Genomic DNA, 21,881 nt, shown 5'->3' with positions numbered 1-21,881 from the left:
CGTCTATGCAGGGCTAACGGTTCCCTACCTGTGCTGCTATCAACAAGGAGACATCTATGATGCCCGTACCTCTGTCCGCAAAATCGTTGACCCGCAGCATGCTCGATGTCCTTATTCGTGCTGGGTTGATTGTTGTTCTGGTGCTGTTTTGCTTCGAAATATTCCGTCCGTTTCGCGATCTGATGCTGTGGTCGGTCATCCTGGCGATCACGCTCTACCCGTTGCAACTGCGACTCATGGGGTCGCTTGGACGCAGCGAGGGGCGAGCTGCAACGGCGATTGTACTGATTGCTATCGCTATTCTGGTGGTGCCGGTCTATCTGTTGGGCACCTCGATTGCTTCGTCGGTCGGACAGGTCATCGACCTGGTGAAGGAGGGGGGCTTCCATATCCCGCCGCCGCCCGACACGGTCGCCACATGGCCAGTGGTGGGTAAAACTATCTCGTCAGTATGGCTGCAGGCCTCAACCGATCTTCCGGACTTGGTCGCGAAGTATCTGCCGCAAATAAAAGGCGTCAGTGTGGGCTTGTTGACCAAAATTGCCGGCGTCGGTGCGGGTTTGCTGATGTTTATTGTTGCCTTGATCATCGCCGGTATTTTCATGGCGCATGGTAAGGCTGGCAGCCGCTGTGCGGTAGATATTGCGTCGCGCATCAGCGGTACTGAAAAGGGTCCGAAAATCGCCGAGTTGTGCACCGCAACCATTCGCGCAGTTGCGCTCGGCGTGGTCGGCATTGCCTTCATCCAGATGTTGCTGGTGGGCCTGGGCTTCGTGCTCAAAGGTATCCCGGGTGCTGGTCTGCTGGCCATCGGCGTATTGCTGCTGGGCATCATGCAGTTACCGGCCACACTGATTACGCTGCCGGTGATCGCCTATGTCATGGCCACCGAGGGGCCCAACACGAGGACCATTATCTTCGCCGTCTTTGTGTTCGTTGCCGGCTTGGTGGACAACGTCCTCAAACCGCTGTTGCTGGGACGGGGTGTGGATGTGCCGATGCCGGTCGTGCTGATTGGCGCGCTGGGAGGCATGGTCACGAGCGGCATCCTGGGCTTGTTCATAGGCCCGGTGGTGCTTGCGGTGGGCTACCAATTATTCTGGCAGTGGGTGCAGGATCAACCAGCAGAAGGATAAAGTCCGCAACTCGGTGGTGGCGTACGCTGGAGCAGCTTCAGCACAGTACGCACCGCCCTCTTGACGAGTGTGAGCGGTGGCCTGCCCGCCGCTCATTGTATTTCTGACTACGTTGAAGTACAGGGGCTGCGCATGCCCGGCAAGCGACGTGCTTATCGTCGCGAGCCCTATGGTCAGGGCGATAAGGACGCGCTGCTGGTTGCAATTTACTTCAGCGACATTCGCTACAGCTGATTCATCCCCAATACACGACCCATCATCCAGCGTCCATGGCAGGAGACAAAAGTGTGATCAAAGCACTGTTGGTGTTGTTGCTAAGTCCAATGCTCCGCGCACCTCCGACAGGACCAGGCCCAGCAACACCTCCAGCCAGATTGCTGGGCAGAGGCAGGGTCGTTTATAGAAAAACAGGTGTGTGTTCCCCCTGTTCCCCAACATCTCTATAAGGGGGAACGCCCCAAAGCCCCGGAAACATTGGCTGTTCCCACTGTTCCCCACAAAACTAGGTTCCTGTGAAGTCGGCCATGGGTATTGAGTGGTCATGCATGAGTGGCCTCCAGATCCATGGCTTCGGTATCGACGACATACAGGCGCGCCGATCCTCCACCGGGCAGGCGATATTTCTTGGTCTTGCGACTGTCTCGGTCGGTGTCACGCTTGGCGAACGCCCCCACCCCGTCCAGCGCCTTGACCACACGACTGAGGCCGTAGCCATTGGCCGCTTTGACCAGTGCTGACTTGTTGAACAGGTACAGGCGTTTACCCAGGGATAACTCCCAGTACCCGGACCGGTTGAACACCTTGGTGTCAGGGGTGTGGTCATCCACATCGGAGAAGCGGCTGCTGCCGTGCTTGTCGATAAAGTCGAGGATGCCGGCGAGAATCTGCCGGTCTTCGGCATTGCCGCTGCCGACCCGCGCCAGCCACTCGCCGTACAGCAACTGGCAGTCGGTCAGGGCACTTCCCGGTGCCCAAGGCAACAGGCCATAGGCAATGGCCATTTCCCCTGCCAGGGCAATCACGGCGAAGCGATCGGCCACACGGCCGGCCTGTGCGTTGTCCTCAACGAACTTGGCGCGCACGTTGGCGAAGTGTTCCAGCAGCCCGGGACGGTCGTCGCTGGCGAGTAGTTGCTCAACGAACGCTGAACCTAAGTGACCATGGTGGGCACTTACGGCCACGGTGAGCAGTCGGTGAAAGTCGGCCCCCTCAAGGCCGTGCAATTCATCGAAGGCGCGGTGGGCGCGAGTGCCGGCGTTTACGTCGACCATGCGCAGTTCCGCACCCGCATGGGCGGCGTTGCCGGAGATGGCGGCGTGCTCGGAAAGGGAGCGTTCGCCACTCGACAGGGTGAGCAGGCGCCAGCTCAATTTGGCCCGACCTTCCCGCTCGCGGGTCATGGTGCCTTTACCCTGACCGTTGGCCAGTGAATAGGCCATCTCCTGCACGCGCTTCGGATCGGCGCGCTTGATTTCGTCCAGTGGTAACAGGGTGTCATTGCGCCCTGCCGCCTCGATCTCCAGGCCGCCTTTGGTCATGTCCCAACTGGCGGCAAACACGCCGGGGTCACCCCACACTGACGAGCCAATCAACTGCGCCAACGACTTGCCGCTGGAACTGTCGCCCACCAGGTGCACGCCGCCACCGAGCACGCCAACCAGACTCAGCAGCGGTCCGGCCAGCGCACAGCCAATTGCCAACGTCAGTACCGGATTGCCCGCGCACTTGGCGGCAACGTCGCTCTGCCAGAGCGCCAGCTCGCCACGCACGCTGAACAGGTTCTGGCCTTTGCCGCTGGCCTGATAACGCACCTTGTCGCTGCCGAGGGTGCGCCCCGGCAAGACAAACGCGCCCGACTCATGCCAGCCCGGGCGGCCGGTGGTGGCGAAGATTTCTTCCGGGCGTTGCTCCAGCAGGTACTCCATGAAGGCAGCGCGCTTTTTCAGCGCGATGATGACGCCCATGCCGAACAACTGGCGGCGGGCATCCTCGCCGCTGCCGCCGAACACCTCCATAGGGATGATCCATTCTTTAACCCCACTGTCGGTGAACAGGCGCAGCAAACGTCCCTCGCTGCCGTCATCGCTGTTGGTGGTCCGCGCTGTCACGGTCACCGGACTGGCGATCCATTCATCAATGATCGGGCGATCATGGGTGTCGCTGTCGGCGTCATCCTCATCTTGACCCGCGGCGCGTTTGAACCCGTGGCGGTACACACCCGGGCGCAGCTTGCGGCCCTTTTCATTGGTGACCCACTGCTCGTACACGCCCCAGCAGGGACGCTCAGGCGTAACGGTCGGAGCATCTGGCCGAAGGCTGATCACGTTGCTGTCAGGCAGGGACATGGGCGCGTTTCCAGTTGGCGAGGTCGTTGAAGTCGGTGAGGTCGGCGGGGGCGTCTTCTGGCCATTCTGGGAACGCCACTTGGCCACCCACGAGCGCGGCGGCGGCATTGGCGGCCGTGCGCCCCGGATTGCCATCGGTGAGCCGGTCGTCGTCGCCCGCGATGAAGATTGGCTGCTCTGGGTAGCGGGCACGCAGCGCCAGAGCTACCGGCTTGAGGTTGCCGCTGTTCATGGCGCAGGCCACGGCGTAACCGTGCTGGTGCAGCGTGGCGCCCGTGGCCCAGCCTTCGCAGATGCACAGCGGCTGGCCCGGGACGATGACGCCCAAGGGCGAATAGCTGCCCTTGATCCGGCCGCCCGCCAAAAAACGTTTGCTGCCGTCGCGGGCAATACGTTGCAGGTTGACCAGCTCGCCCGCCACGTACAGCGGCACCAGCAAGGCGTCACTACTCTGGCGCAAGCCATGCGAACGAATACCCTTGGCGATGAGGTACGGGTGGGCAGAATCAGCGCGCCGCGCATCACGCCACCAGCGCTGAGCCCGGATGGCCGCCTTGAACTGACGCTGTTGTTGCTCGGCTTCGCGCTGGCGCTTGGCCTGTTCGATGTGCTGACGCACTTGCTCGGCTTCGCGTGGATCGGCAGGTTCACGGCTGCACCAGGTGCTCGTGCTGCCCGCTTTCCAGCTGCCAAAGGCGCCCGACGCGATGCCGTCCAAATACAAAACATACCAGCCGTTTTCGCTGCCCTGTTTGTCGCCGGGAACGTGGAAGCGATGAATTAGGCCGTCAGGCTCCGGCAGCCAATCGAGTGGGCCAAAAACGGACTGAAGGGCGTCACGAAACAGGACTGGTACGGCCTTGTGATGGGTGACACCAGACGGCCCGGTGACATCCTTCAGGCAAGCCGAGGGCGTCACCGCCGATTGGCAGTGTTGAAAACTCGTCATGATTTAGCCCCTCAGTTCAGGGTGACAGCGAAACATCTGCTGGCTGGCTTCACCGCGCACACAGGCATGCCCGAACAACGCTTTGTTGGTATAGGAACAACCAGTTAACCAGCGGTCATGATCCGGCGCAGACCCGACTTCTTGCTCTTTCACCCAATGCGGCAGCTCACCACGGCAGCGCATTTCATTGAGCATCGTCCACCAGTGGGAAGCGTGGTTGCGCTCGACTTCAATGAGGTCAATCAGCGTGCGGCGTTGCTCAGTGTTCAGATCGACAATCGGTGTATCAGGCAGGCAGTTGAGGGCATTCATAGCGATGCCTCCATCACATCCAATTGACCGCGCAAACGCTTGGATTGCCCGTCCAGATAGAGATCCCAATCGCTACTCAGGTACTGGCCCAAGCCGGTCAGTTTTTCGAGGTCGCGGCCCTTGTTGTGTTTCGCGTCGGCACGAATGGCGGTCATCAGGGCACTCAGCCAGCCGATGTGATCGGTGGTGGCGTCGATCAGGTCGAGAGCTTCGTCAGTGATTTGGCGGAGGTTGTTCATTGCACACCCCCTGCTAGCATCGCTTCAAAGAAACGGGCGCGGGTAATTTCGGCGTTGTAACGCTCGTGGCGAACTTTGAGGCTGGATTTGCTCTTGAGCTGGGAAAGGGCGCGAGCACGGTGACGCTCGGCTTTGTTCTGGATTTCGGACGGAGTGAGGCTGAAGAGACGTGTGCCCCGGGCTTCCGTTGAGTGATTGTCAGCTTGCTGGGAATCTGTCACGATAAATCCTCACTTGGTGCGATCCAATGTGTTTTGCCCTGGCGGTGCTCGAACACCGCTTTGGGTTTCTTCTCTTTTCGCTTCATACGCCCCCCCGCTCTATCTCGTTGTTCCGGCAGGTCACAGCTGATCCCGTATCGGAAATATTACCGACCAGGGCACCCTGATTTTCTAGAAACCAGCCCACACTCGTTACAGCCCCTTCGTCCAATCCCGATACGCCATTTGAGGCGGTGCAGACGAGAAAATTGTCGATGCCAGAGATTCCGAATGCCAGCGTGGCAACGTACTGCCCAGTTGCGCATTCTGCGGTTTTCAGTTTTTCGGGAGTCATGGCTTGGATTGCTTCATGGTTGGGTAGGAGATCATTCCAATTAGCCGTATTCATTTCGTCAGCTCCACTCGTACCGCGCCCAAGCTCTTGAGCGCTTCCAGATCGATCAGTTTTACCGTTGCAGCTAGTGTCAGAACGCCAAGGATCAACCCTGCACGGTCGAGGATGCGGATTCATCGGGCGTTTTCCTTTGCTACGCGGTTGATGTAAGCCTCCAGAGTCTTGACTAGGATCAGACGGCGGCGACCGAGTTTGAAGCTCTCGATCTCACCGCGACCGACGATCTCGTACAGCATCGAGCGTGCTACGCCGATAACTCGGGCGGCTTCTTCTACGCCAAGAGCTAATGCCGGGGCTTGGTGGCTTTGGTTCATATGTATAAATCTCCAGTTGTGTAAGCTTGCCGCCCGGACGATACTGGACGGTGTAGACACTGTATTTGTAAGTAACATGGCCTGCAAGCAAAATGTTTGTAGACGGATGAGGGCTAATTGATGGCAAATCGCTCGAAAAAAGTCGTTTTGTCTGCGAGAGTTGATCCATATCTCAAGGCATCGTTGGAACTGGCAGCAGCTGCGAAAAATCAAAAAATTGTCAAGATGCTTGAGAGCATTCTTGAGTCGGGCCTAGATGACCTAATAATCGATAATCCGTTTGAGTCAGAGACTCCAAAGATCAGCTTCTTGTTCGCTTTTACCGCGATCTGGTCCGAGAGTGAGGCGCTTTACAAGCTTCGGGCTGGCACGCTGGGGCCAAAATTTGCTGGTGATGATCTGGCCTTTGCGGCCTTTATCATCCACTCCAGTAATCACTTTAAAGGGGACTTTGATCTGTTCGGCGACCTGAACGGGCGCATTAATAATGCGAATATCAAACTGTCCCACAAATATATGATCAATCTGGAGTTACTTGAGGCGGAGTGGGCGACGGTTGAGCGTTACATATCTTTCTTGGCGATGAATAAGCCGTTCGAGCCATCCTATGAAGACTTCAAGCGAATGCTAGAGGCTTCTGAGGCTAAATAAGCTCTACGGCAGCAGCTTTAACATCCGGGGCCAGGTGGGCATAGCGCAGCGTCATTTTGATGTCGGTGTGCCCCAGTAAATCCCGAACGGTATTGAGCGGAACCCCGGCCATTACAAGGCGTGAAGCGAAGTCGTGGCGCATATCGTGCCAGCGAAACCCGATGATGCACGCCTCTTGTAACAGCTTGAGCCAGGCGCTTTTAACATCTTCCATTCGGCCACCTTCCAGCCCTGGGAATACAAAGGCCGATGCTCCGCTCTGATCCTTCCAAGTCTTAAGTGTGCTGAATACTTCGGCGTTCATCGGTATGTGGCGAGTCTCAGAAGTCTTTGCAGTGTCGCCGCCGACTGTAATTGTTTTAGTCTCGAAATTCACCATCGGCCAAGTTAGGCTGAACAATTCGCCACGCCTCATTCCGGTGTTAAGCGACACTAGAACCATCGGCTTCAAATGGTCGGTAAATGCAAGATCTCGCAGGTCTGGATATAACTCTTTTCGTCTTTCTGATCGCCATTGGTTTGCGCTGTCACGATCTAAGCAAGCCCGATGCTCTCGAACCTCCAGTGCGTTTCTGAGGTTGCATGCTTCATCTTTCGACAAGTAACGGACTTGTCCTTTGGTATCGACTTTCAGTGGTTTGATCTTGTCCAGGGGTGAGGAGGGTAGATATTCCCAATCGACGGCGCGGGAGAACACGCCACTGATAGCCCCCATCTTCCTATTGGCCGTGGATGCCTTGTTGCCGGAGTTCAGCCAGCCCGTTCGGAGCTGCTCCAGATCGCGGGCCGTGATTGCGTCAAGGCGCTGGGGCATGATCGCTTCGAAGTTGTTATCCAGGGTGTGCAGTGTTTTTTCATACCCCCTGTGGTGCGCCTTGAACCACGGTAGGTACGTGTCATCAATGAATGCCCGTAGCGTTGGGAGTCCCGCTCCTTTGCGGCCGTGGGTCACTGCCAGCGGCTCGACGTACTCGTGGGCGTCGGCAAGGTAGCGTGCAGCATCGGTGCGCGCCTGGGTCAGCGTGAGCTTTCCAACGCGCCCTAACGAGCGTTCCCGGTTGCGCGCCTAAGAAACCATATAGGCCATATGCCCGCTGGGTTGTACCCTGATGAAAAGGCCAGGCTGCTCCGTGTCGAAGACGCGGTAGTGCTTCTCCTGAGGTGCTAGGCTGTTGATTAGTTTCTGTGTGATTTTGGCTTTCATGTCCGTACCAGCAGGATACCAGCGAAAAGCACAGTATCAGCCAGTACGACGAGACGCAACCGGACGGTTTGACCCAATGAATACGGGCTGGCGGTTGGTTTTGTTGGGCGTAATTTGACCCTCCTAAGGGGAAGGTTGGCAGTTCGAACCTGCCCTGGGACACCATCTATTTCATGGTGCCTTGCGCAACGCAGCGTTTGAAACCTGAATGGGTTTGCGCTCCGTCAAAAGAATCAGAATGCCTTTCTGTTAGTACCTGGTACCCGCTCGCACACTACCTGCTGATTCGTTTCCAGAGGCTTTGACACCCATGGATGAAGAAGAGCTGTCGAGGCCGCAAGCGATCAGTTTTCGTGAGGCGTTCTGGTTCTGGTTGAAGCTCGGCTTCATCAGCTTCGGTGGGCCGGCGGGACAGATCTCGATCATGCATCAGGAACTGGTGGAGCGGCGGCGCTGGATATCCGAGCGTAGATTCCTGCATGCCCTCAACTACTGCATGTTGCTCCCTGGGCCAGAGGCTCAGCAGTTGGCAACCTACATCGGCTGGCTGATGCATCGAACCTGGGGCGGGGTGGTTGCTGGCGTGCTGTTTGTGCTGCCCTCATTGTTCATCCTGATCGCTTTGTCGTGGATGTACATCGCCTTCGGCGAAGTGCCTGTGGTGGCTGGGCTTTTCTATGGCATCAAGCCTGCCGTAACCGCCATCGTCGTGCAGGCGGCCCATCGAATCGGCTCTCGGGCATTGAAAAACAATTGGCTATGGGCGATAGCGGCCGCTTCATTCATCGCAATCTTCGCGTTCAATCTTCCCTTCCCGTTGATCGTTCTGGGCGCCGCGCTGATCGGCTATGTCGGCGGCCGCCTGGCGCCCGAGAAATTCAGGGTCGGTGGTCATGGCGCCGCCAAAAAGTCCTTCGGCCCGGCCTTGATCGATGACGACACCCCGACCCCGGAACATGCCCGATTCAGCTGGTTGAAACTGGTATCGCTCGCACTGATTGGCGCGGCACTGTGGGCATTGCCGATGGGGGTTTTGACCGCATTGTATGGCTGGGAAGGCACCTTGACCCAGATGGGCTGGTTCTTTACCAAGGCGGCACTGCTGACATTTGGCGGTGCGTATGCCGTGCTTCCCTATGTCTATCAAGGTGCAGTCGGCCATTATGGCTGGCTGACACCGACACAAATGATCGATGGCCTGGCGCTAGGTGAAACCACACCCGGACCGTTGATCATGGTCGTGGCGTTCGTCAGCTTTGTCGGGGCGTATGTCGCACAGGTGTTCGGTAGCGATCACGTTTTTCTGGCAGGAGCTGTCGCAGCCTCCCTGGTGACCTGGTTTACCTTCTTGCCCTCGTTCCTGTTCATCCTGGCAGGCGGCCCGTTGGTGGAATCGACCCACAACGAGCTCAAGTTCACCGCACCTCTCACTGCCATTACGGCAGCAGTCGTCGGTGTGATTCTCAATCTAGCGTGTTTCTTCGGCTATCACGTGCTTTGGCCGAAGGGTTTTAGCGGCAGCCTCGATTGGCCCTCTGCACTGATCGCGATTGCAGCGGCAATTGCGTTGTTCCGCTTCAAGCGGGGTGTGATTCAGGTGCTGATGGCCTGTGCGGTCGTCGGCTTGGCCGTGCATTTGTTGCGCTAAATGAAGTGAGAGTCAGATAACAGTCTTTGGCGGGCGTCGGGCTCGCCAGATCACCCGGTAGATGAGCCCTCTCAGTCTAAAGGTAACGGTACTGTTGGCCGATAACCCGTACGGTCATGCTCTTCTTCTTAACATTGCCTGGAAATCTTCGATGCTGTCGTATCACCAAAAGAGTTTTCTGATCGTCGATGATTTCTCGGATTTCCGCAGTTCCGTCAGGTCCATGCTGCGTGAGCTGGGCGTCAAGGACGTGGATACCGCGGACACGGGCGAACAGGCGCTGCGTATGTGTTCGCAGAAGTCCTACGATTTCATCCTGCAGGATTTCCACCTCGGCGACGGTAAAAAGAACGGTCAACAGGTCCTCGAAGATTTGATGATCGAGAAGCTGATCAGCCATGAAAGTGTCTTCGTCATGGTCACCGCCGAAACCAGCCAGGCCATGGTGCTCAGTGCGCTGGAGCACGAACCTGACGCCTACCTGACCAAGCCGTTCAACCGATCTGGCCTGGCTCAACGCCTGGAGCGTCTGGAGCAGCGCAAGAATTTGCTCAAGCCGATCCTGCAAGCACTCGACCGTGGCAAGCCGCTTGAAGTGCTCAATGCCTGTATCGAGCTGTGCAAGAAAGACATCCGTTATTCGCCGCTGTGCCTGCGCTATCGAGCTGATGCGTTGCGCGACTTGAATCAGAACGAAGCGCTGGAGCGCCTCTACGACAGCATCATTGCTGATCGGCCGTTGCCGTGGGCGTTTGCCGGGTTGGGCCAGTTGCTGTTTAAGCGTGGCCAGGTCAGCCAGGCTAAGGGCATCTACGAAAAAGCCCTGAAAGTGTTTCCGATGATGCCGGCGCTGTATGACGGCATGGCCGACGTGCTGGTGGTCGAAGGCGACACCCGAGGCGCACAGAGAGTATTGGAAGAGGCCATTCGCCTGTCGCCATTGGCGGTGCGTCGGCAAGCGCTGCTGGGCAAACTGGCGATGACCAACGAAGATTTCGACACCGCTTCTCGGGCCTATCGCCAGGCAGTGTCGCAAGGCGCTCAATCGCGCTTCAAGGATGCGGAAAGCAATCTGGGTCTGGCCCACGCCTTGATCTGCAAAGGCAGCGAGAAAGGGCTGGATACCCGCACCCGCCTGGAAATCAACACGACGCTCAGCCTGGTGGCCAAGGAGAATCCGAGCGACCCGGGCTTGCAAATTCGTGCGCGTCTGATGAAAGCCACCAGCCTGTTACTCAACGATGCCGAAACTGCCGAGAAGCTCACCGAACAAGCAATGATGCGCCTCGACGGTATGGAACAATTCATGAGTGCCGAGGCGGCGCTGCTGGTAGCCAAGCAGTTGCAAATGCTTGGTCAGGCGGGGGCCGGTGCGTCGATGTTGAAAAACTGCGCGGAAATCTACGGTGACGATCCGGTGGTGATGAAGGGCATCGCCAAACTGACCGATGACCCGACGATCCTCAGTTCGAGCAGTGCGGCCGCCGACCTTAACCGTCAGGGCGTGCGGGTGTACAAGACCGGCAACCTGGTGGAGGCCCGTGCGGTATTTCGCAAAGCGCTGGCGATGCAGCCGAAAAACATCAGTATTGCCTTGAACATGGCGCAGTCGCTGCTGCACGGTACCGATACCAGTGTACCGTCGGCCGAAATCGAAGAATGTCGGGTCTGCCTGAAAATGGTCGGATTGATGCCCGATACCGACGCGCGTTATCCGCGCTATCAGAAACTGAAAATCAAGGCGTTCGGCGGATGAGCCAAGACAACCCGGCACTGGATTTCTCGACGGTGATTGCTTCCACCGTGCACGACATGAAGAACTCGTTGGCCTTGCTGATTCAGGCTCACAGCCAGTGGCTGGCCCGCTTGCCCGATCCGGCGCAGCTCAGCCCGGAGCAGGGCGTCATCGAGTATGAGTTCGCGCACCTCAATGGCATGCTGGTGCAGTTGTTGGGCCTGTACAAACTGGGCGTCAATCAGCTGCCGGTGCAACCGGCCTACCATGATCTGGATGACTTTCTCGAAGCGCAATTGGCGAGCCATCAAGAGGTGTTCGCCAGTCGCGGCATTCTCGCGACCTATGAAGTCGACCCGTTGTGCCCGCTGGGTTTCTTCGACCGCGAGCTGGTCGCCTCGGTGCTGGCCAACATCATCAACAACGCCATTCGTTACGCGCGCGAGTCACTGCTGATCAGCGTCAGTGACGAGGGCGGTCAGTTGGTGCTGGCCATCAACGACGATGGCGACGGTTATCCAGCCGAGATGATCGAGTTTCAGGCTGACTATGTGCCGGGCATCAATTACAGCAGCAGTAGCACCGGTCTGGGCCTGTACTTTGCCGGACGGATCGCCGCGCTGCATCAGCGCAATGGTGTCGGCGGAAGCACCCGGCTCAGCAATGGCGGCCCGTTGGGCGGTGGTGTGTTCAGCCTTTACCTGCCCTGACGGTTCTTTATTGTGTGGCGCTGCTTGATATTCTGAACAGGTGGAGCCTATTTTTGTACGGGTCGCCGTTCGCGGCTCGCACAACGAAGGATTGCGTCATGACTACCGATGGACATCGTTCACTCGCCCAGCGATTGGCGGGCATTGATGAGATTGAATGTGTCACGCCGGATTTGAATGGCGTGCCTCGGGGTAAAGTCATGACGGCCGAGGGCTTTCTCGAAGGACGTCGGTTGCAGTTGGCGCGTGGTGTGCTGTTGCAATGCATCATGGGCGGCTATCCGCCAGCACGTTTTTACGGCAGCGATGATGGCGACCTGGCGTTGGTGCCTGACCCTGCGCACATCTATCGCTTGCCCTGGAGCCAGCAGCCTCGGGCGTTGGCCATTTGCGATGCGGATGAATTGAGCGGTGAAAGCTCGAGTCTGTCGACCCGCGGCCAACTCAAGTCAGTGATCGCGCGCTACGCAGCTCGCGGTCTGGCGCCGGTGGTGGCGACCGAGCTGGAGTTCTTCGTGTTCGCGCCCAATCCCGATCCGACTCAACCGTTCCAGCCGCCGCTGGGCCTGGACGGTCGTCGTGAGGTCGGTCAGTCGGCGTTCAGTGTCAGCTCCAATAACGGCTTGCGGCCGTTCTTCAGGGAAGTCTACGCATGCATGGCGGCGCTGGGCTTGCCGCGCGATACCTTTATGCACGAAATGGGTGTGAGCCAGTTCGAGATCAACCTGCTGCACGGCGATCCGCTGCTGATGGCCGACCAGACGTTGTTGTTCAAGCACCTGCTCAAGGAAGTCGCGCTCAAGCACGGCTTGAACGTGGTCTGCATGGCCAAGCCGCTGGCGCACACGCCGGGTAGTTCGATGCATATTCACCAAAGCATTGTCGACATAGCCACCGGGCGTAACGTGTTCAGCGACGAGGCCGGTCAGCCGACTGCCATCTTCCGTCACTTCATCGGCGGTCTGCAGGCCAGCATGGCCGACTTCACGGCGCTGTTTGCACCGAACGTGAACTCTTATCAGCGCTTGTGCCATCCGTATGCGTCACCGAACAATGCTTGCTGGTCCCACGACAATCGTGCCGCAGGGTTGCGCATTCCGGCCAGTTCACCGGTCGCTCGTCGGGTCGAGAACCGTTTGCCGGGGGCCGACGCCAATCCGTACCTGGCCATCGCGGCCAGTCTTGCCGCCGGGTTGTACGGCATTGAAAATCAGCTGGAGCCCAGCGAGGCAGTCCAGGGTGAGTTTGAAGTGCCGGATAATCTTTCGTTGCCGTGTACCTTGCATGCGGCTCTTGAGCGTCTGAAACGTAGCCAATTGGCGAAGGAACTGTTTGGCAATGAGTTCATCGAAGGCTACGTCGCTTCGAAGTCCATGGAGCTGACCAGCTTCTTTGATGAAATTACCCCCTGGGAACGGCGTGTTTTAGCAACCCAGGCCTGACGCTTCGTCGTCTTCAGTCTATTGTTTCGGTAGTCTGATCCCCACTGCAAGGAGCCGCTCGGAACGCCGATGCGCCAAATCTGGAAATCCTTTCGAGCGCTGTATTTCGCCTCGCTGATGATGTTGATCGGCTCGGGCCTGTTAAGCACTTACCTGGCCTTGCGCCTGGCAGCCGATCACGTCGACAGCTTGTGGGTCGGTGCGTTGATGGCGGCCAACTACTTCGGCCTGGTGCTGGGCGGCAAGATCGGTCACCGACTGATTGCCAGGGTCGGGCATATTCGTGCATATGCCGCGTGCGCCGGGATCGTCGGCGCGGCGGTATTGGGCCATGGGTTGACTGATTGGCTGCCGGCCTGGCTGTTCCTGCGGGTGATTGTCGGCCTGGGCATGATGTGCCAGTACATGGTCATCGAGAGTTGGCTCAACGAACAAGCCGATGCCAACATGCGCGGCAAGGTATTTAGCGGCTACATGATCGCGTCTTATCTGGGGTTGGTACTGGGTCAGCTGATACTGGTCATGCACCCCGGCCTGGGCCTGGAACTGCTGATGCTGGTCGCCTTGTGCTTCGCCCTGTGCCTGGTGCCGGTGGCACTCACTCGACGAATTCACCCGGCGGCGTTGCACCCGGCCCCAATGGAGCCGCGCTTCTTCATCAAGCGCGTGCCGCAGTCATTGAGTACGGTGTTGGGGGCAGGGTTGATCGTGGGTTCGTTCTACGGTCTGGCGCCGTTGTATGCATCCCAGCAGGGGTTGTCCAACGAACAGGTCGGCCTGTTCATGGGTAGCTGCATTTTTGCCGGCCTTTTGGTGCAGTGGCCGTTAGGGTGGCTGTCTGACCGCTATGACCGGGCGCTGTTGATTCGCTGTTTTGCCTTCAGCCTGGCCTTGGCCGCGTTGCCGCTGGCGATCTTGCAGACCGTGCCGATTGAGGTGTTGTTCATCTCCGGGTTCCTGTGTTCGCTGGTGCAGTTCTGCCTGTATCCGTTGGCGGTAGCATTCTCCAATGACCACGTCGAAGGAGATCGCCGGGTCTCGCTGACGGCGATGCTGCTGGTGACTTACGGTGTCGGCGCCAGCATCGGGCCACTGGTCGCCGGGGTACTGATGAAGCTGTTCGGCAGCCACATGCTCTATGCATTTTTCAGTTTCTTCGCGCTGGTGCTGGTGTGGCGGATCCGCCCGAAAGCGGTCACCAATCTGCATCAGGTCGACGATGCGCCGCTGCATCACGTGGCCATGCCGGACAGCATGTCGAGTTCGCCGCTGGTGGCGTGTCTTGACCCGCGTGTCGATGAGCAGGTCGTGCAGGAGCAGATGCACAGCCCGCCCCATCCGGAGTCGGATTCAGAGCCGGAACCGGAAGCAGATCCGACGCCACCGGACGATCCGGACTCAGGACGCGAACAAAGTTTTACTGAAGCCAGACCCTGACTGTTGATGCATAAAAAAACGGGCAGTCACCGCAAGGGACTGCCCGTTTTTTTGTTGACGCGTCGTATCAGAAGTCGTCTTTGTCGAAGCGCCGTGCTTCACGCTGAAGCTGGTACACGAACCGCTCGACCTGACGCTGCACCATCCCGCTCATGTTGTGAAAGCGGATACCGGCGAAGGTGGTGGAGATCTTTTCTTCGAAGTGCAGGTAACGCAATTCCGCTGGTGTGGTCATGCTGCCGAAGGGCAGAGCGGCAACGAAGCGGTCGTAGACCTGACCCAATTGCAGTTTGCCAGTGATGTCACCGTCAAAGCGCAGCTTGCAGCCTGTGGCGGAAATATCCAGCAGCTTGCCGCTGATCGGCGATTTGAGCTTTTCACCGCCCAGTTCGACCTCGACCAGTTGCGCCAGCTTCAATGCCGCCCGGAAGGCGTTGCGGCGCTGGTGGTAAACCACTTGGTCGGGGAGTTTGCCGCGATAGCAGCGCGTATTGTCGGATTCGTCAATGCTCAGTGGACCGTTGCTTTCCCAGGCGATGCGCACGCCCTCGTGGAAGCCTTCGACCCGAAACGATTCGCCCGCCAGCAGATAGCGTTCGCCATCGCGGGGCACCATTTCGTCCAGGGCGATCATGTCGGCGTCACGATCGACATCTACCAGATAGCTCTGGAAACGCTGATTGCGTTCATGGAACGTAATAATCAGCGGGTCATGACTCTCTTGTAGTTGCCGAAGGTTGCCAGCGATCTCCATTGGTGTGGAAAGCACTTTGGGTGGCTGTGGAGCATCTTCCGCGTTTAAGGCATTGGACACGGTTCATCATTCTCCGGACAAAATATGTTTGCGCATTGCCAGTATATTGCCAGCATGTGGCGCGCCTAGATAGAGCGAACTCATCAACAGGTTCAAGCCTGACTGAGCGGGCGTGGCTTCGCTAACTTGGAGGTTGATCCGCGAGCATCGTAAAGCGCGGGTGGTTCGCCGCCGGTGAGAATCTTCAGCTGATTGGCCGTGGCGGCCTGCTGAATCAGGATCGACTGGCCATTATTGACATTGATCGTTTGGCACTGAGTCAGCAGGGCTGTCAGCGCGTCACTCTGCTCCAGCAGCTGCTCACCGACGCTTGATTGGCTGGCGAGTTGCTCCAGGCCTTGGCGATTGGTGGGCAGGTTGAGGCTGGCGAGGATTTCGCTGCGTTTGCGGCCATGCTGTTCGAGCAGAATGATCATTGCCTGTTTGCGCGCCAGAATGTCTTCGAGCAGTGGCATGTCGCGACCATGCAAGGCGAGGGACTCGGTTTGCAGTAATTCCAGCAAGTGTTGCGCTGGAGCAAAGTCGTCGATGATCAGTTGCAGTAAATTAGTGTCGTGCATGGCTGGCCTTGGGTTTTAAGCGTCCAAAAGCCTGGCGCAGGCCGTGGCCTAGCGCTGGGCTTCGAAGTTGAGCAGTTTGCTGGCTACACGGTTGCTGTCGACTTTATAGCTGCCATCGGCAATCGCTGCTTTCAACTCGGCCACGCGGGCGTTGTCGACGGCAGGCTGATCGCGCAGCTTGTCAGTGACCTTCTGCAACTGCTGAGCCTCATTGCTGAGGTGTACCGATTCCCCGCTTTTGGCGGTACTGGCCTGTTCGGCCGGGGTATTCAGCGGCGCGGATTTGCCGGCTTCGGCAGTGTCCTTGTTGGCGCTGGTACGCGTACTGCCGGTAAGTGACGAGGAACTGTTCAAACGGCTGAAATCGATGACCATGATAAAAAACCTCTGGGAATTTGGACGCTTGCCATGTTTTCGGCTCTCCCTGCAAAAACTTTAGGCCCATTTATCAATGAGCATGCATGCGCCAGCGCATTTCCTGCGTGCGGCACAGTTTAGGGAACAGCCACGGTCAGCGCCATGTTTTCACCCACAGAGATCTCTACATGGCCACTTCCACCTGGCCCGGCGCGATGACCTGCGCCTTGATGACCCGTTGGGAGTTGAGGTTTTTCACCCGAATCTGTTCACGCAAGCCTCCATTCGACAGGGCTTCGCCCGGCATGCGCACGCTGAGCGTACCACTGCGGGCGGTAATCACCACTTGGTCGCCCTTGGTGATGACTTCGGCCTGTTCGAGATGAACCTGCGTCAGGACCTGATCGGTGACCGTTGGTCGGGTCAGTTTCTGTCCGATCGCCTGATCCATAGAGGTGAAGTACCCCTGGCTGATCAGGCTGATGTCTCGTTCGCGCAGCACCACGTCACCCGGCTCGATAAAGCCGGCTCGCTTGAGCGGCCGAGTGGTGGTGACGACGTCGCGAAACAGGCGGACTTGAGCGGGTACGAAGACAGTCCAGGGGGCGGTGCTGTCGCAACGGACCTTGACCGTGACCCGGCCAATCGGGGTCGCCGGGCTCTCTAAAGTGGCTGTCAATTCCCTGTCGCACAAGGGCATGCGCAGACGCGGGTCGAGCTGATTGACCTGAATCTCATAGCGACCTTCGGTTTGGCTGGTCGCCAAATAGTCTTCGACAGTGAACTCAAGAAAGCCCTGAGTGACGCCGATAAGCATGTCAGGCAATGTAACTGCGTCAGCAAGGGCAGGGCTGCCAGCGTTGAACAGGCAAACGGCCGATATCGCGCAAAGCCATTGGCGAGCGATTGATGTCAGGCGTCGAAAAAATGTCGGTTCTGTGTTCATAAGCGTTAAAAAGCAAGCGCCGTGCCGTTTCGTGATGAAAGCGCGTCGCAACACACTCAAGCGTTGTGTAGGAGTCGGTGCATGGCTGGTGTAATGGATGCGGTAAACCAGCGCACGCAACTGGTAGGGCAGAATCGCCTTGAGCTGTTGTTGTTCCGTCTCGACGGCCAGCAGCTTTATGGGATCAATGTGTTCAAGGTTCGGGAAGTGCTGCAATGCCCCAAACTCACGCTGATGCCCAAATCCAGTCCTGTCGTGTGCGGTGTGGCAAGTATCCGGGGGGCGACCATTCCGATTCTTGATCTGGCGATGGCGACCGGCTCCGGCGCGTTGAAAGATCAAAGCAGTCCGTTCGTGATCATCACGGAGTACAACACCAAGACCCAGGGTTTCCTGGTGCGCTCGGTGGAGCGCATCGTCAACATGAACTGGGAGGAGATTCATCCGCCACCTAAGGGCACGGGACGCGATCATTACCTGACGGCAGTGACGCGGGTCGACAATCAGCTGGTCGAAATCATCGACGTCGAAAAAGTGCTGGCGGAAGTAGCGCCGACACCGGAAGCGATTTCGGTCGGTGTGGTCGATGTCGAAACCCAGCATAAGGCCTTGTCCTTGAAGGTCTTGACGGTCGATGACTCGTCGGTGGCGCGCAAACAGGTGTCTCGTTGCCTGCAAACCGTCGGCGTTGAAGTGGTGGCGTTGAACGACGGCAAGCAAGCGCTGGATTACTTGCGCAAGCTGGTCGACGAAGGGAAAAAGCCGGAAGAAGAGTTCCTGATGATGATTTCCGACATCGAGATGCCGGAGATGGACGGGTACACGCTGACGGCCGAGATCCGCAACGACCCTCGCATGCAAAAGCTTCATATCATCCTGCATACTTCGTTGTCGGGGGTTTTCAATCAGGCGATGGTCAAGAAAGTCGGTGCCGATGACTTCCTTGCCAAGTTCCGTCCTGATGACCTGGCATCCCGGGTAGTCGACCGGATCAAAGCAGCAGACAACAGCTAGGGGCCTTCTGCCCCCGGTGGTTCACACGATTTAAGAGGCGGCATCTTTGTCTACGGGTAATTTGGATTTCGAACAGTTCCGGGTCTTCCTGGAAAAAGCCTGTGGCATTTTGCTCGGTGAAAACAAGCAGTATCTGGTCTCGAGCCGTCTCAACAAACTGATGGAACAGCAGGGCATCAAGTCGCTGGGTGAGCTGGTCCAGCGTATTCAGACCCAGCCACGCAGCGGTTTGCGCGAGATGGTGGTGGATGCCATGACCACCAACGAAACCTTGTGGTTTCGTGACACCTATCCCTTTGAAGTGTTGAAGAACAAAGTGTTGCCGGAAGCCATCAAGGCTGCACCCGGACAGCGCTTGCGGATCTGGTCGGCGGCCTGTTCGTCGGGTCAGGAACCGTACTCGCTGTCGATGTCCATCGATGAGTTCGAACGCGTCAACCTGGGCCAATTGAAGATGGGCGCGCAGATTGTGGCCACCGATCTGTCCGGCACCATGCTGGCCAACTGCAAGACCGGCGAGTACGACAGCCTGGCGATTGGCCGTGGTCTGTCGCCCGAGCGCCTTCAGCGTTACTTCGACCCGAAAGGGCCGGGGCGCTGGGCGATCAAGGCGCCGATCAAGAGCCGGGTGGAGTTTCGCTCGTTCAACTTGCTGGACAGCTACGCAGCTCTGGGCAAATTCGACATCGTGTTCTGCCGCAACGTGCTGATCTACTTCTCCGCCGAGGTGAAGAAAGACATCCTGTTGCGCATTCACAGCACGCTCAAGCCAGGTGGCTATTTGTTCCTCGGCGCTTCCGAAGCGCTGAACGGTTTGCCGGATCATTACCAGATGGTCCAATGCAGCCCGGGGATTATTTACCAGGCGAAGTGATTTGTTGGCGTCACCAAAAAACGGGAATCCTCAGGGGCTAATGCCGATCAGTTAAGCCCTTTCGCTTGACCTTTGGCCGCAAGAAATCAAAATCCGATGCCTGTATCGGCATCGGATTTTTTTTCATGTGCAGTTCAAGCCCGTCATCAGATCAGGGGTCCGGACATCCTTGAACAATAGATATTGCTTGTCGCCCTCCCATGAAGATGACAGGCGCTTGGCAATATCAATCAAAAGTATATTTCCCCTCTACCATGAATATCGGTTCTCTCCAGTTAGGGCCCCTCCTAATCCCGGTTCCATCCATTTTTACAAATCCAGCGTCACGCATTTTCCAAACAAGATGCAATAATCCCATGTTGTCTCCCACATGCGCCCAACTAGCCCGATTATAAAGCCCGTCAAGCCGAGGAAGATCGATACCTAGTTCATTTTTGGTAAGAAATAGAATTACCTCTTCAGGTTTCTCGTTGAGCACGATGGTTGTTATGACACTCATTGCTTTGCCCCTCCCAACTGTTTGTATTCTCTCTCTGTCTGCTTGTTATCTGCTTCTATAGCTTCAGGCGTGTAGAGCAACTCAAACTCACCCTTTAGTTTGTAGTCTTCTAGTGTCGCGGCGTGAGTATTATTCCAAATGACACCGCCATCATTCGGCTTTACACCATCCGCCACACCTAATGCTCTGAAACGTTCAAGCTCTCTCAGTTCATGAGTATAGAAACGTTTGTCGATAGCCGTAGTTATCAATTCACCTCGCAGAATTTTTTCCAATCGGTCAGCCATGATGGCATTGGCGTCCGAAGGGTCGAAGCGGCCCGTATGCAATTTGACAAGGTCAATACCCGCTTTCGTCACGGTAGCATTGGTCCAATCCAAATCCAGAATTGGACCTCCAGCTTTGGCAGGATTGAAAAATCGACCGCTGTACTTCCCTCTCGTGGTAGCCCCTTCATAAGGACTATTGAAAACAATGTAAATCGGCGGCAAGCCGCTGTTGACCGGAAAGCAGTAAATACAATCCCTGAAGTCGGGTAACTCGAACGCAGGCAATGGTTCGGGCCGCACGAGTAGTGGCAACAGTTCAACGCCACTGTAATGCGGTACTTCCACTGGTCTAGCAGGTGAAGTTGTCGAACTGCTTTCCCAGTGGATAATTGGAAAACCGAGGGTGATGGGCGGTGTGTCGGCGGAGGTGAAACTGTAGCTGTTAGTCTTCTGGTCGAACTCCAGCGCCCGAACTGGCACCGCTGATGAAATGCTCCCTCCCGCCGGTGTTGCAACGAGGGTGTATTGGCCAAGGTCACCATAAATCCGGTAGGGAAGATCGATGGTTCCTTCGGTAGCGGCGATTTCATTCAGGTTAGACGGTGCATCTGGCAAGACGGTACTACCAGATAGTTTGAGAGCCGTTTGAGGATAACGCTCGCCGTTACCCAGAGCGGGTGAATAGAGCAAAGCCCCGATCCCAATCGCCGTCGCTCGACTGAGAAGTACGTCCCCCAGCCCTGTCAACAACAAAATGCTTTTACGGATGGCTGCCTCGAAGGTCCAACCGTCCGCGTTTTGGAGAGTAGCGGCACCCGCCACAGTGACCACCTGCGCGGATTGACTAAGGGTTAAATTGAAACTGTAGGCAGTTTCACCTCTAGCCAAGGCAGAATGGATCGCAGCATCTATAGCTGGAGAAGCGTCCTCTAAAATGGAAACAGCCTCGACAAGGATTCGTTTAATGTAGGCGGCTGTCAGAGATTTCAGAAAGTTTTCGTAATAGGCTCGGCGCTCCTCCTCGTGTTCTACTGTATCCAAATAAGCCGCGAATAACTCGGCACTTTCCATACTGTCCAATGACAATGCATCTATGCCAAAAAAGCTATCTGCTTCATACCAGCTGCTACTCATTCTAATTTGTTGCAGGAGCTTGACAATAATGGCTTTCTTTTTTAAGGCGTCCTCCAGTTTATTGAATGGGTGGGTATCAGTAGACGAGCCTATGCGCCCCTCTATTTCATTTCGCACGCCCGACGTGCCATTCGAAAAAACACTTCCTATCTGATCTTGCACCGAATGTGCTATGGCTACCAACTGTGCATATGCGTCGCGCTCTTGGTTGATGGTTTCAATTTTGTGAGCCACAGTAATCGTCGGAATAGCTCCATTCCAATTCAGAGCGCTGTCAAAATTTGATATATCGATAGATTTTTGCATGCGGCATTCCTTGCCATGATTTGAATTCCAATTAGCAGAAGCGCCTAGTTATGCTGCAACAAGGGTGCCACATCAACAGTAGAATATTTACTGGTGATGTCATGATTGAAGATTGGGTAATTACAATGTGAACGATACCTGTAGTAAAATTTCTTACATTAAAAAATCCGATTTCAGGCAGAATTCTTGATGCATTCTGTAGAGAAAATATCGGATTAAAACTTAGTTGATAGGACTATTGTCTATCAGTGAAGCCCCGAAACAACAGGTAGCGGCTGGCGAAGACTGTATTTGGCTGCGTAGCAGTCATCGCCAGCTCCTACAACGACCGGCGCACGATTCGAGAAAGCGGCAGAAAAGCGGCAGATGGC

Annotated in this window: 22 protein-coding genes and 1 pseudogene; 9 read left to right on the top strand and 14 right to left on the bottom strand. The window is 56.8% G+C overall.

Translation table 11 applies throughout. The annotated features are described in order from the left end of the window. Positions 1-56 precede the first annotated feature (56 nt). On the top strand, positions 57-1,136 hold the full coding sequence (locus ACWGZX_RS06830) for an AI-2E family transporter (protein ID WP_452627775.1): 1,080 nt from the start codon (positions 57-59) through the stop codon (positions 1,134-1,136). Between the two features lie 539 nt (positions 1,137-1,675). On the opposite strand, the gene ACWGZX_RS06825 is transcribed toward ACWGZX_RS06830, so the two are convergent. The 7 genes from ACWGZX_RS06825 to ACWGZX_RS06795 all read right to left on the bottom strand — a co-directional run bounded on the left by ACWGZX_RS06825 (position 1,676) and on the right by ACWGZX_RS06795 (position 5,910). Next, positions 1,676-3,481: a DUF927 domain-containing protein gene (locus ACWGZX_RS06825; protein WP_452627774.1), complete on the bottom strand. Its 1,806-nt coding sequence runs from the start codon at positions 3,479-3,481 to the stop codon at positions 1,676-1,678. Beyond that, positions 3,468-4,430, bottom strand: a complete 963-nt coding sequence (locus ACWGZX_RS06820; protein WP_452627773.1) for a toprim domain-containing protein — start codon at positions 4,428-4,430, stop codon at positions 3,468-3,470. The genes ACWGZX_RS06825 and ACWGZX_RS06820 overlap by 14 nt, the downstream gene beginning before the upstream one ends. A gap of 3 nt (positions 4,431-4,433) precedes the next feature. Beyond that, a complete protein-coding gene (locus tag ACWGZX_RS06815; RefSeq protein ID WP_452627772.1) occupies positions 4,434-4,742 on the bottom strand; it encodes a hypothetical protein in 309 nt (102 codons plus the stop codon). Beyond that, a complete protein-coding gene (locus ACWGZX_RS06810; protein WP_452627771.1) occupies positions 4,739-4,981 on the bottom strand; it encodes a hypothetical protein in 243 nt (80 codons plus the stop codon). Before ACWGZX_RS06810 ends, ACWGZX_RS06815 begins: the two co-directional genes overlap by 4 nt. Then, positions 4,978-5,202 (bottom strand): hypothetical protein, encoded by a 225-nt coding sequence (locus tag ACWGZX_RS06805; RefSeq protein WP_452627770.1) that lies wholly within the window; start codon positions 5,200-5,202, stop codon positions 4,978-4,980. The genes ACWGZX_RS06810 and ACWGZX_RS06805 overlap by 4 nt, the downstream gene beginning before the upstream one ends. 82 nt (positions 5,203-5,284) lie before the next feature. Beyond that, a complete protein-coding gene (locus ACWGZX_RS06800; protein WP_452627769.1) occupies positions 5,285-5,590 on the bottom strand; it encodes a hypothetical protein in 306 nt (101 codons plus the stop codon). Between the two features lie 119 nt (positions 5,591-5,709). After that, a complete protein-coding gene (locus ACWGZX_RS06795) occupies positions 5,710-5,910 on the bottom strand; it encodes a helix-turn-helix domain-containing protein (RefSeq protein WP_452627768.1) in 201 nt (66 codons plus the stop codon). Between the two features lie 120 nt (positions 5,911-6,030). Between ACWGZX_RS06795 and ACWGZX_RS06790 the strand changes: the two genes are divergently transcribed. Further along, positions 6,031-6,561 carry a hypothetical protein gene (locus tag ACWGZX_RS06790; RefSeq protein WP_452627767.1) on the top strand — a complete coding sequence of 177 codons (531 nt, stop codon included), beginning with the start codon at positions 6,031-6,033 and terminating at the stop codon, positions 6,559-6,561. On the opposite strand, the pseudogene ACWGZX_RS06785 reads toward ACWGZX_RS06790, so the two are convergent. Further along, positions 6,554-7,765 (bottom strand): annotated as a pseudogene (locus ACWGZX_RS06785) (tyrosine-type recombinase/integrase). The gene ACWGZX_RS06790 and the pseudogene ACWGZX_RS06785 overlap by 8 nt on opposite strands. A 310-nt stretch (positions 7,766-8,075) precedes the next feature. Between ACWGZX_RS06785 and chrA the strand changes: the two are divergent. From chrA to ACWGZX_RS06760, 5 genes are all read left to right on the top strand, one after another. After that, positions 8,076-9,413, top strand: a complete 1,338-nt coding sequence (gene chrA, locus ACWGZX_RS06780; RefSeq protein WP_223516167.1) for a chromate efflux transporter — start codon at positions 8,076-8,078, stop codon at positions 9,411-9,413. Between the two features lie 151 nt (positions 9,414-9,564). Further along, positions 9,565-11,169 (top strand): tetratricopeptide repeat-containing response regulator, encoded by a 1,605-nt coding sequence (locus ACWGZX_RS06775; RefSeq protein ID WP_223516169.1) that lies wholly within the window; start codon positions 9,565-9,567, stop codon positions 11,167-11,169. Next, positions 11,166-11,858, top strand: coding sequence for a sensor histidine kinase (locus ACWGZX_RS06770; RefSeq protein ID WP_452627766.1), 693 nt, complete (start codon positions 11,166-11,168; stop codon positions 11,856-11,858). The genes ACWGZX_RS06775 and ACWGZX_RS06770 overlap by 4 nt, the downstream gene beginning before the upstream one ends. A 200-nt stretch (positions 11,859-12,058) precedes the next feature. Beyond that, on the top strand, positions 12,059-13,300 hold the full coding sequence (locus ACWGZX_RS06765; protein ID WP_452628972.1) for a glutamine synthetase family protein: 1,242 nt from the start codon (positions 12,059-12,061) through the stop codon (positions 13,298-13,300). A gap of 69 nt (positions 13,301-13,369) precedes the next feature. Then, positions 13,370-14,737 (top strand): MFS transporter, encoded by a 1,368-nt coding sequence (locus tag ACWGZX_RS06760; protein ID WP_452627765.1) that lies wholly within the window; start codon positions 13,370-13,372, stop codon positions 14,735-14,737. Positions 14,738-14,804: 67 nt separating this feature from the next. On the opposite strand, the gene ACWGZX_RS06755 is transcribed toward ACWGZX_RS06760, so the two are convergent. The 4 genes from ACWGZX_RS06755 to flgA form a co-directional block, all read right to left on the bottom strand. After that, a complete protein-coding gene (locus ACWGZX_RS06755) occupies positions 14,805-15,551 on the bottom strand; it encodes a flagellar brake protein (protein WP_223516174.1) in 747 nt (248 codons plus the stop codon). Positions 15,552-15,643: 92 nt separating this feature from the next. Further along, positions 15,644-16,111 carry a flagella synthesis protein FlgN gene (locus ACWGZX_RS06750; protein ID WP_223516176.1) on the bottom strand — a complete coding sequence of 156 codons (468 nt, stop codon included), beginning with the start codon at positions 16,109-16,111 and terminating at the stop codon, positions 15,644-15,646. Between the two features lie 48 nt (positions 16,112-16,159). Next, the gene (gene flgM / locus ACWGZX_RS06745; RefSeq protein WP_027923951.1) at positions 16,160-16,486 is read right to left on the bottom strand and encodes a flagellar biosynthesis anti-sigma factor FlgM; all 327 of its coding nucleotides are present in this window, start codon (positions 16,484-16,486) and stop codon (positions 16,160-16,162) included. A gap of 166 nt (positions 16,487-16,652) precedes the next feature. Then, a complete protein-coding gene (gene flgA, locus ACWGZX_RS06740; protein WP_452627764.1) occupies positions 16,653-17,414 on the bottom strand; it encodes a flagellar basal body P-ring formation chaperone FlgA in 762 nt (253 codons plus the stop codon). A gap of 81 nt (positions 17,415-17,495) precedes the next feature. Here flgA and ACWGZX_RS06735 point away from each other — a divergent pair, with 81 nt between their 5' ends. Together ACWGZX_RS06735 and cheR are read left to right on the top strand one after the other, a co-directional pair. Next, a complete protein-coding gene (locus ACWGZX_RS06735) occupies positions 17,496-18,428 on the top strand; it encodes a chemotaxis protein CheV (RefSeq protein WP_452627763.1) in 933 nt (310 codons plus the stop codon). Positions 18,429-18,474: 46 nt separating this feature from the next. After that, positions 18,475-19,302: a protein-glutamate O-methyltransferase CheR gene (gene cheR, locus ACWGZX_RS06730; RefSeq protein ID WP_223516182.1), complete on the top strand. Its 828-nt coding sequence runs from the start codon at positions 18,475-18,477 to the stop codon at positions 19,300-19,302. 226 nt (positions 19,303-19,528) lie between these two features. Here cheR and ACWGZX_RS06725 read toward each other — a convergent pair whose 3' ends face one another. Further along, a complete protein-coding gene (locus ACWGZX_RS06725) occupies positions 19,529-19,801 on the bottom strand; it encodes a hypothetical protein (RefSeq protein ID WP_223516184.1) in 273 nt (90 codons plus the stop codon). Then, a complete protein-coding gene (locus ACWGZX_RS06720; protein ID WP_452627762.1) occupies positions 19,798-21,510 on the bottom strand; it encodes an S-type pyocin domain-containing protein in 1,713 nt (570 codons plus the stop codon). Before ACWGZX_RS06720 ends, ACWGZX_RS06725 begins: the two co-directional genes overlap by 4 nt. Between the last annotated feature and the right edge of the window lie 371 nt (positions 21,511-21,881).

The sequence above is a fragment of the Pseudomonas sp. CLCA07 genome (assembly GCF_053615335.1).
This window is presented reverse-complemented; position numbering and strand designations above follow the sequence as displayed.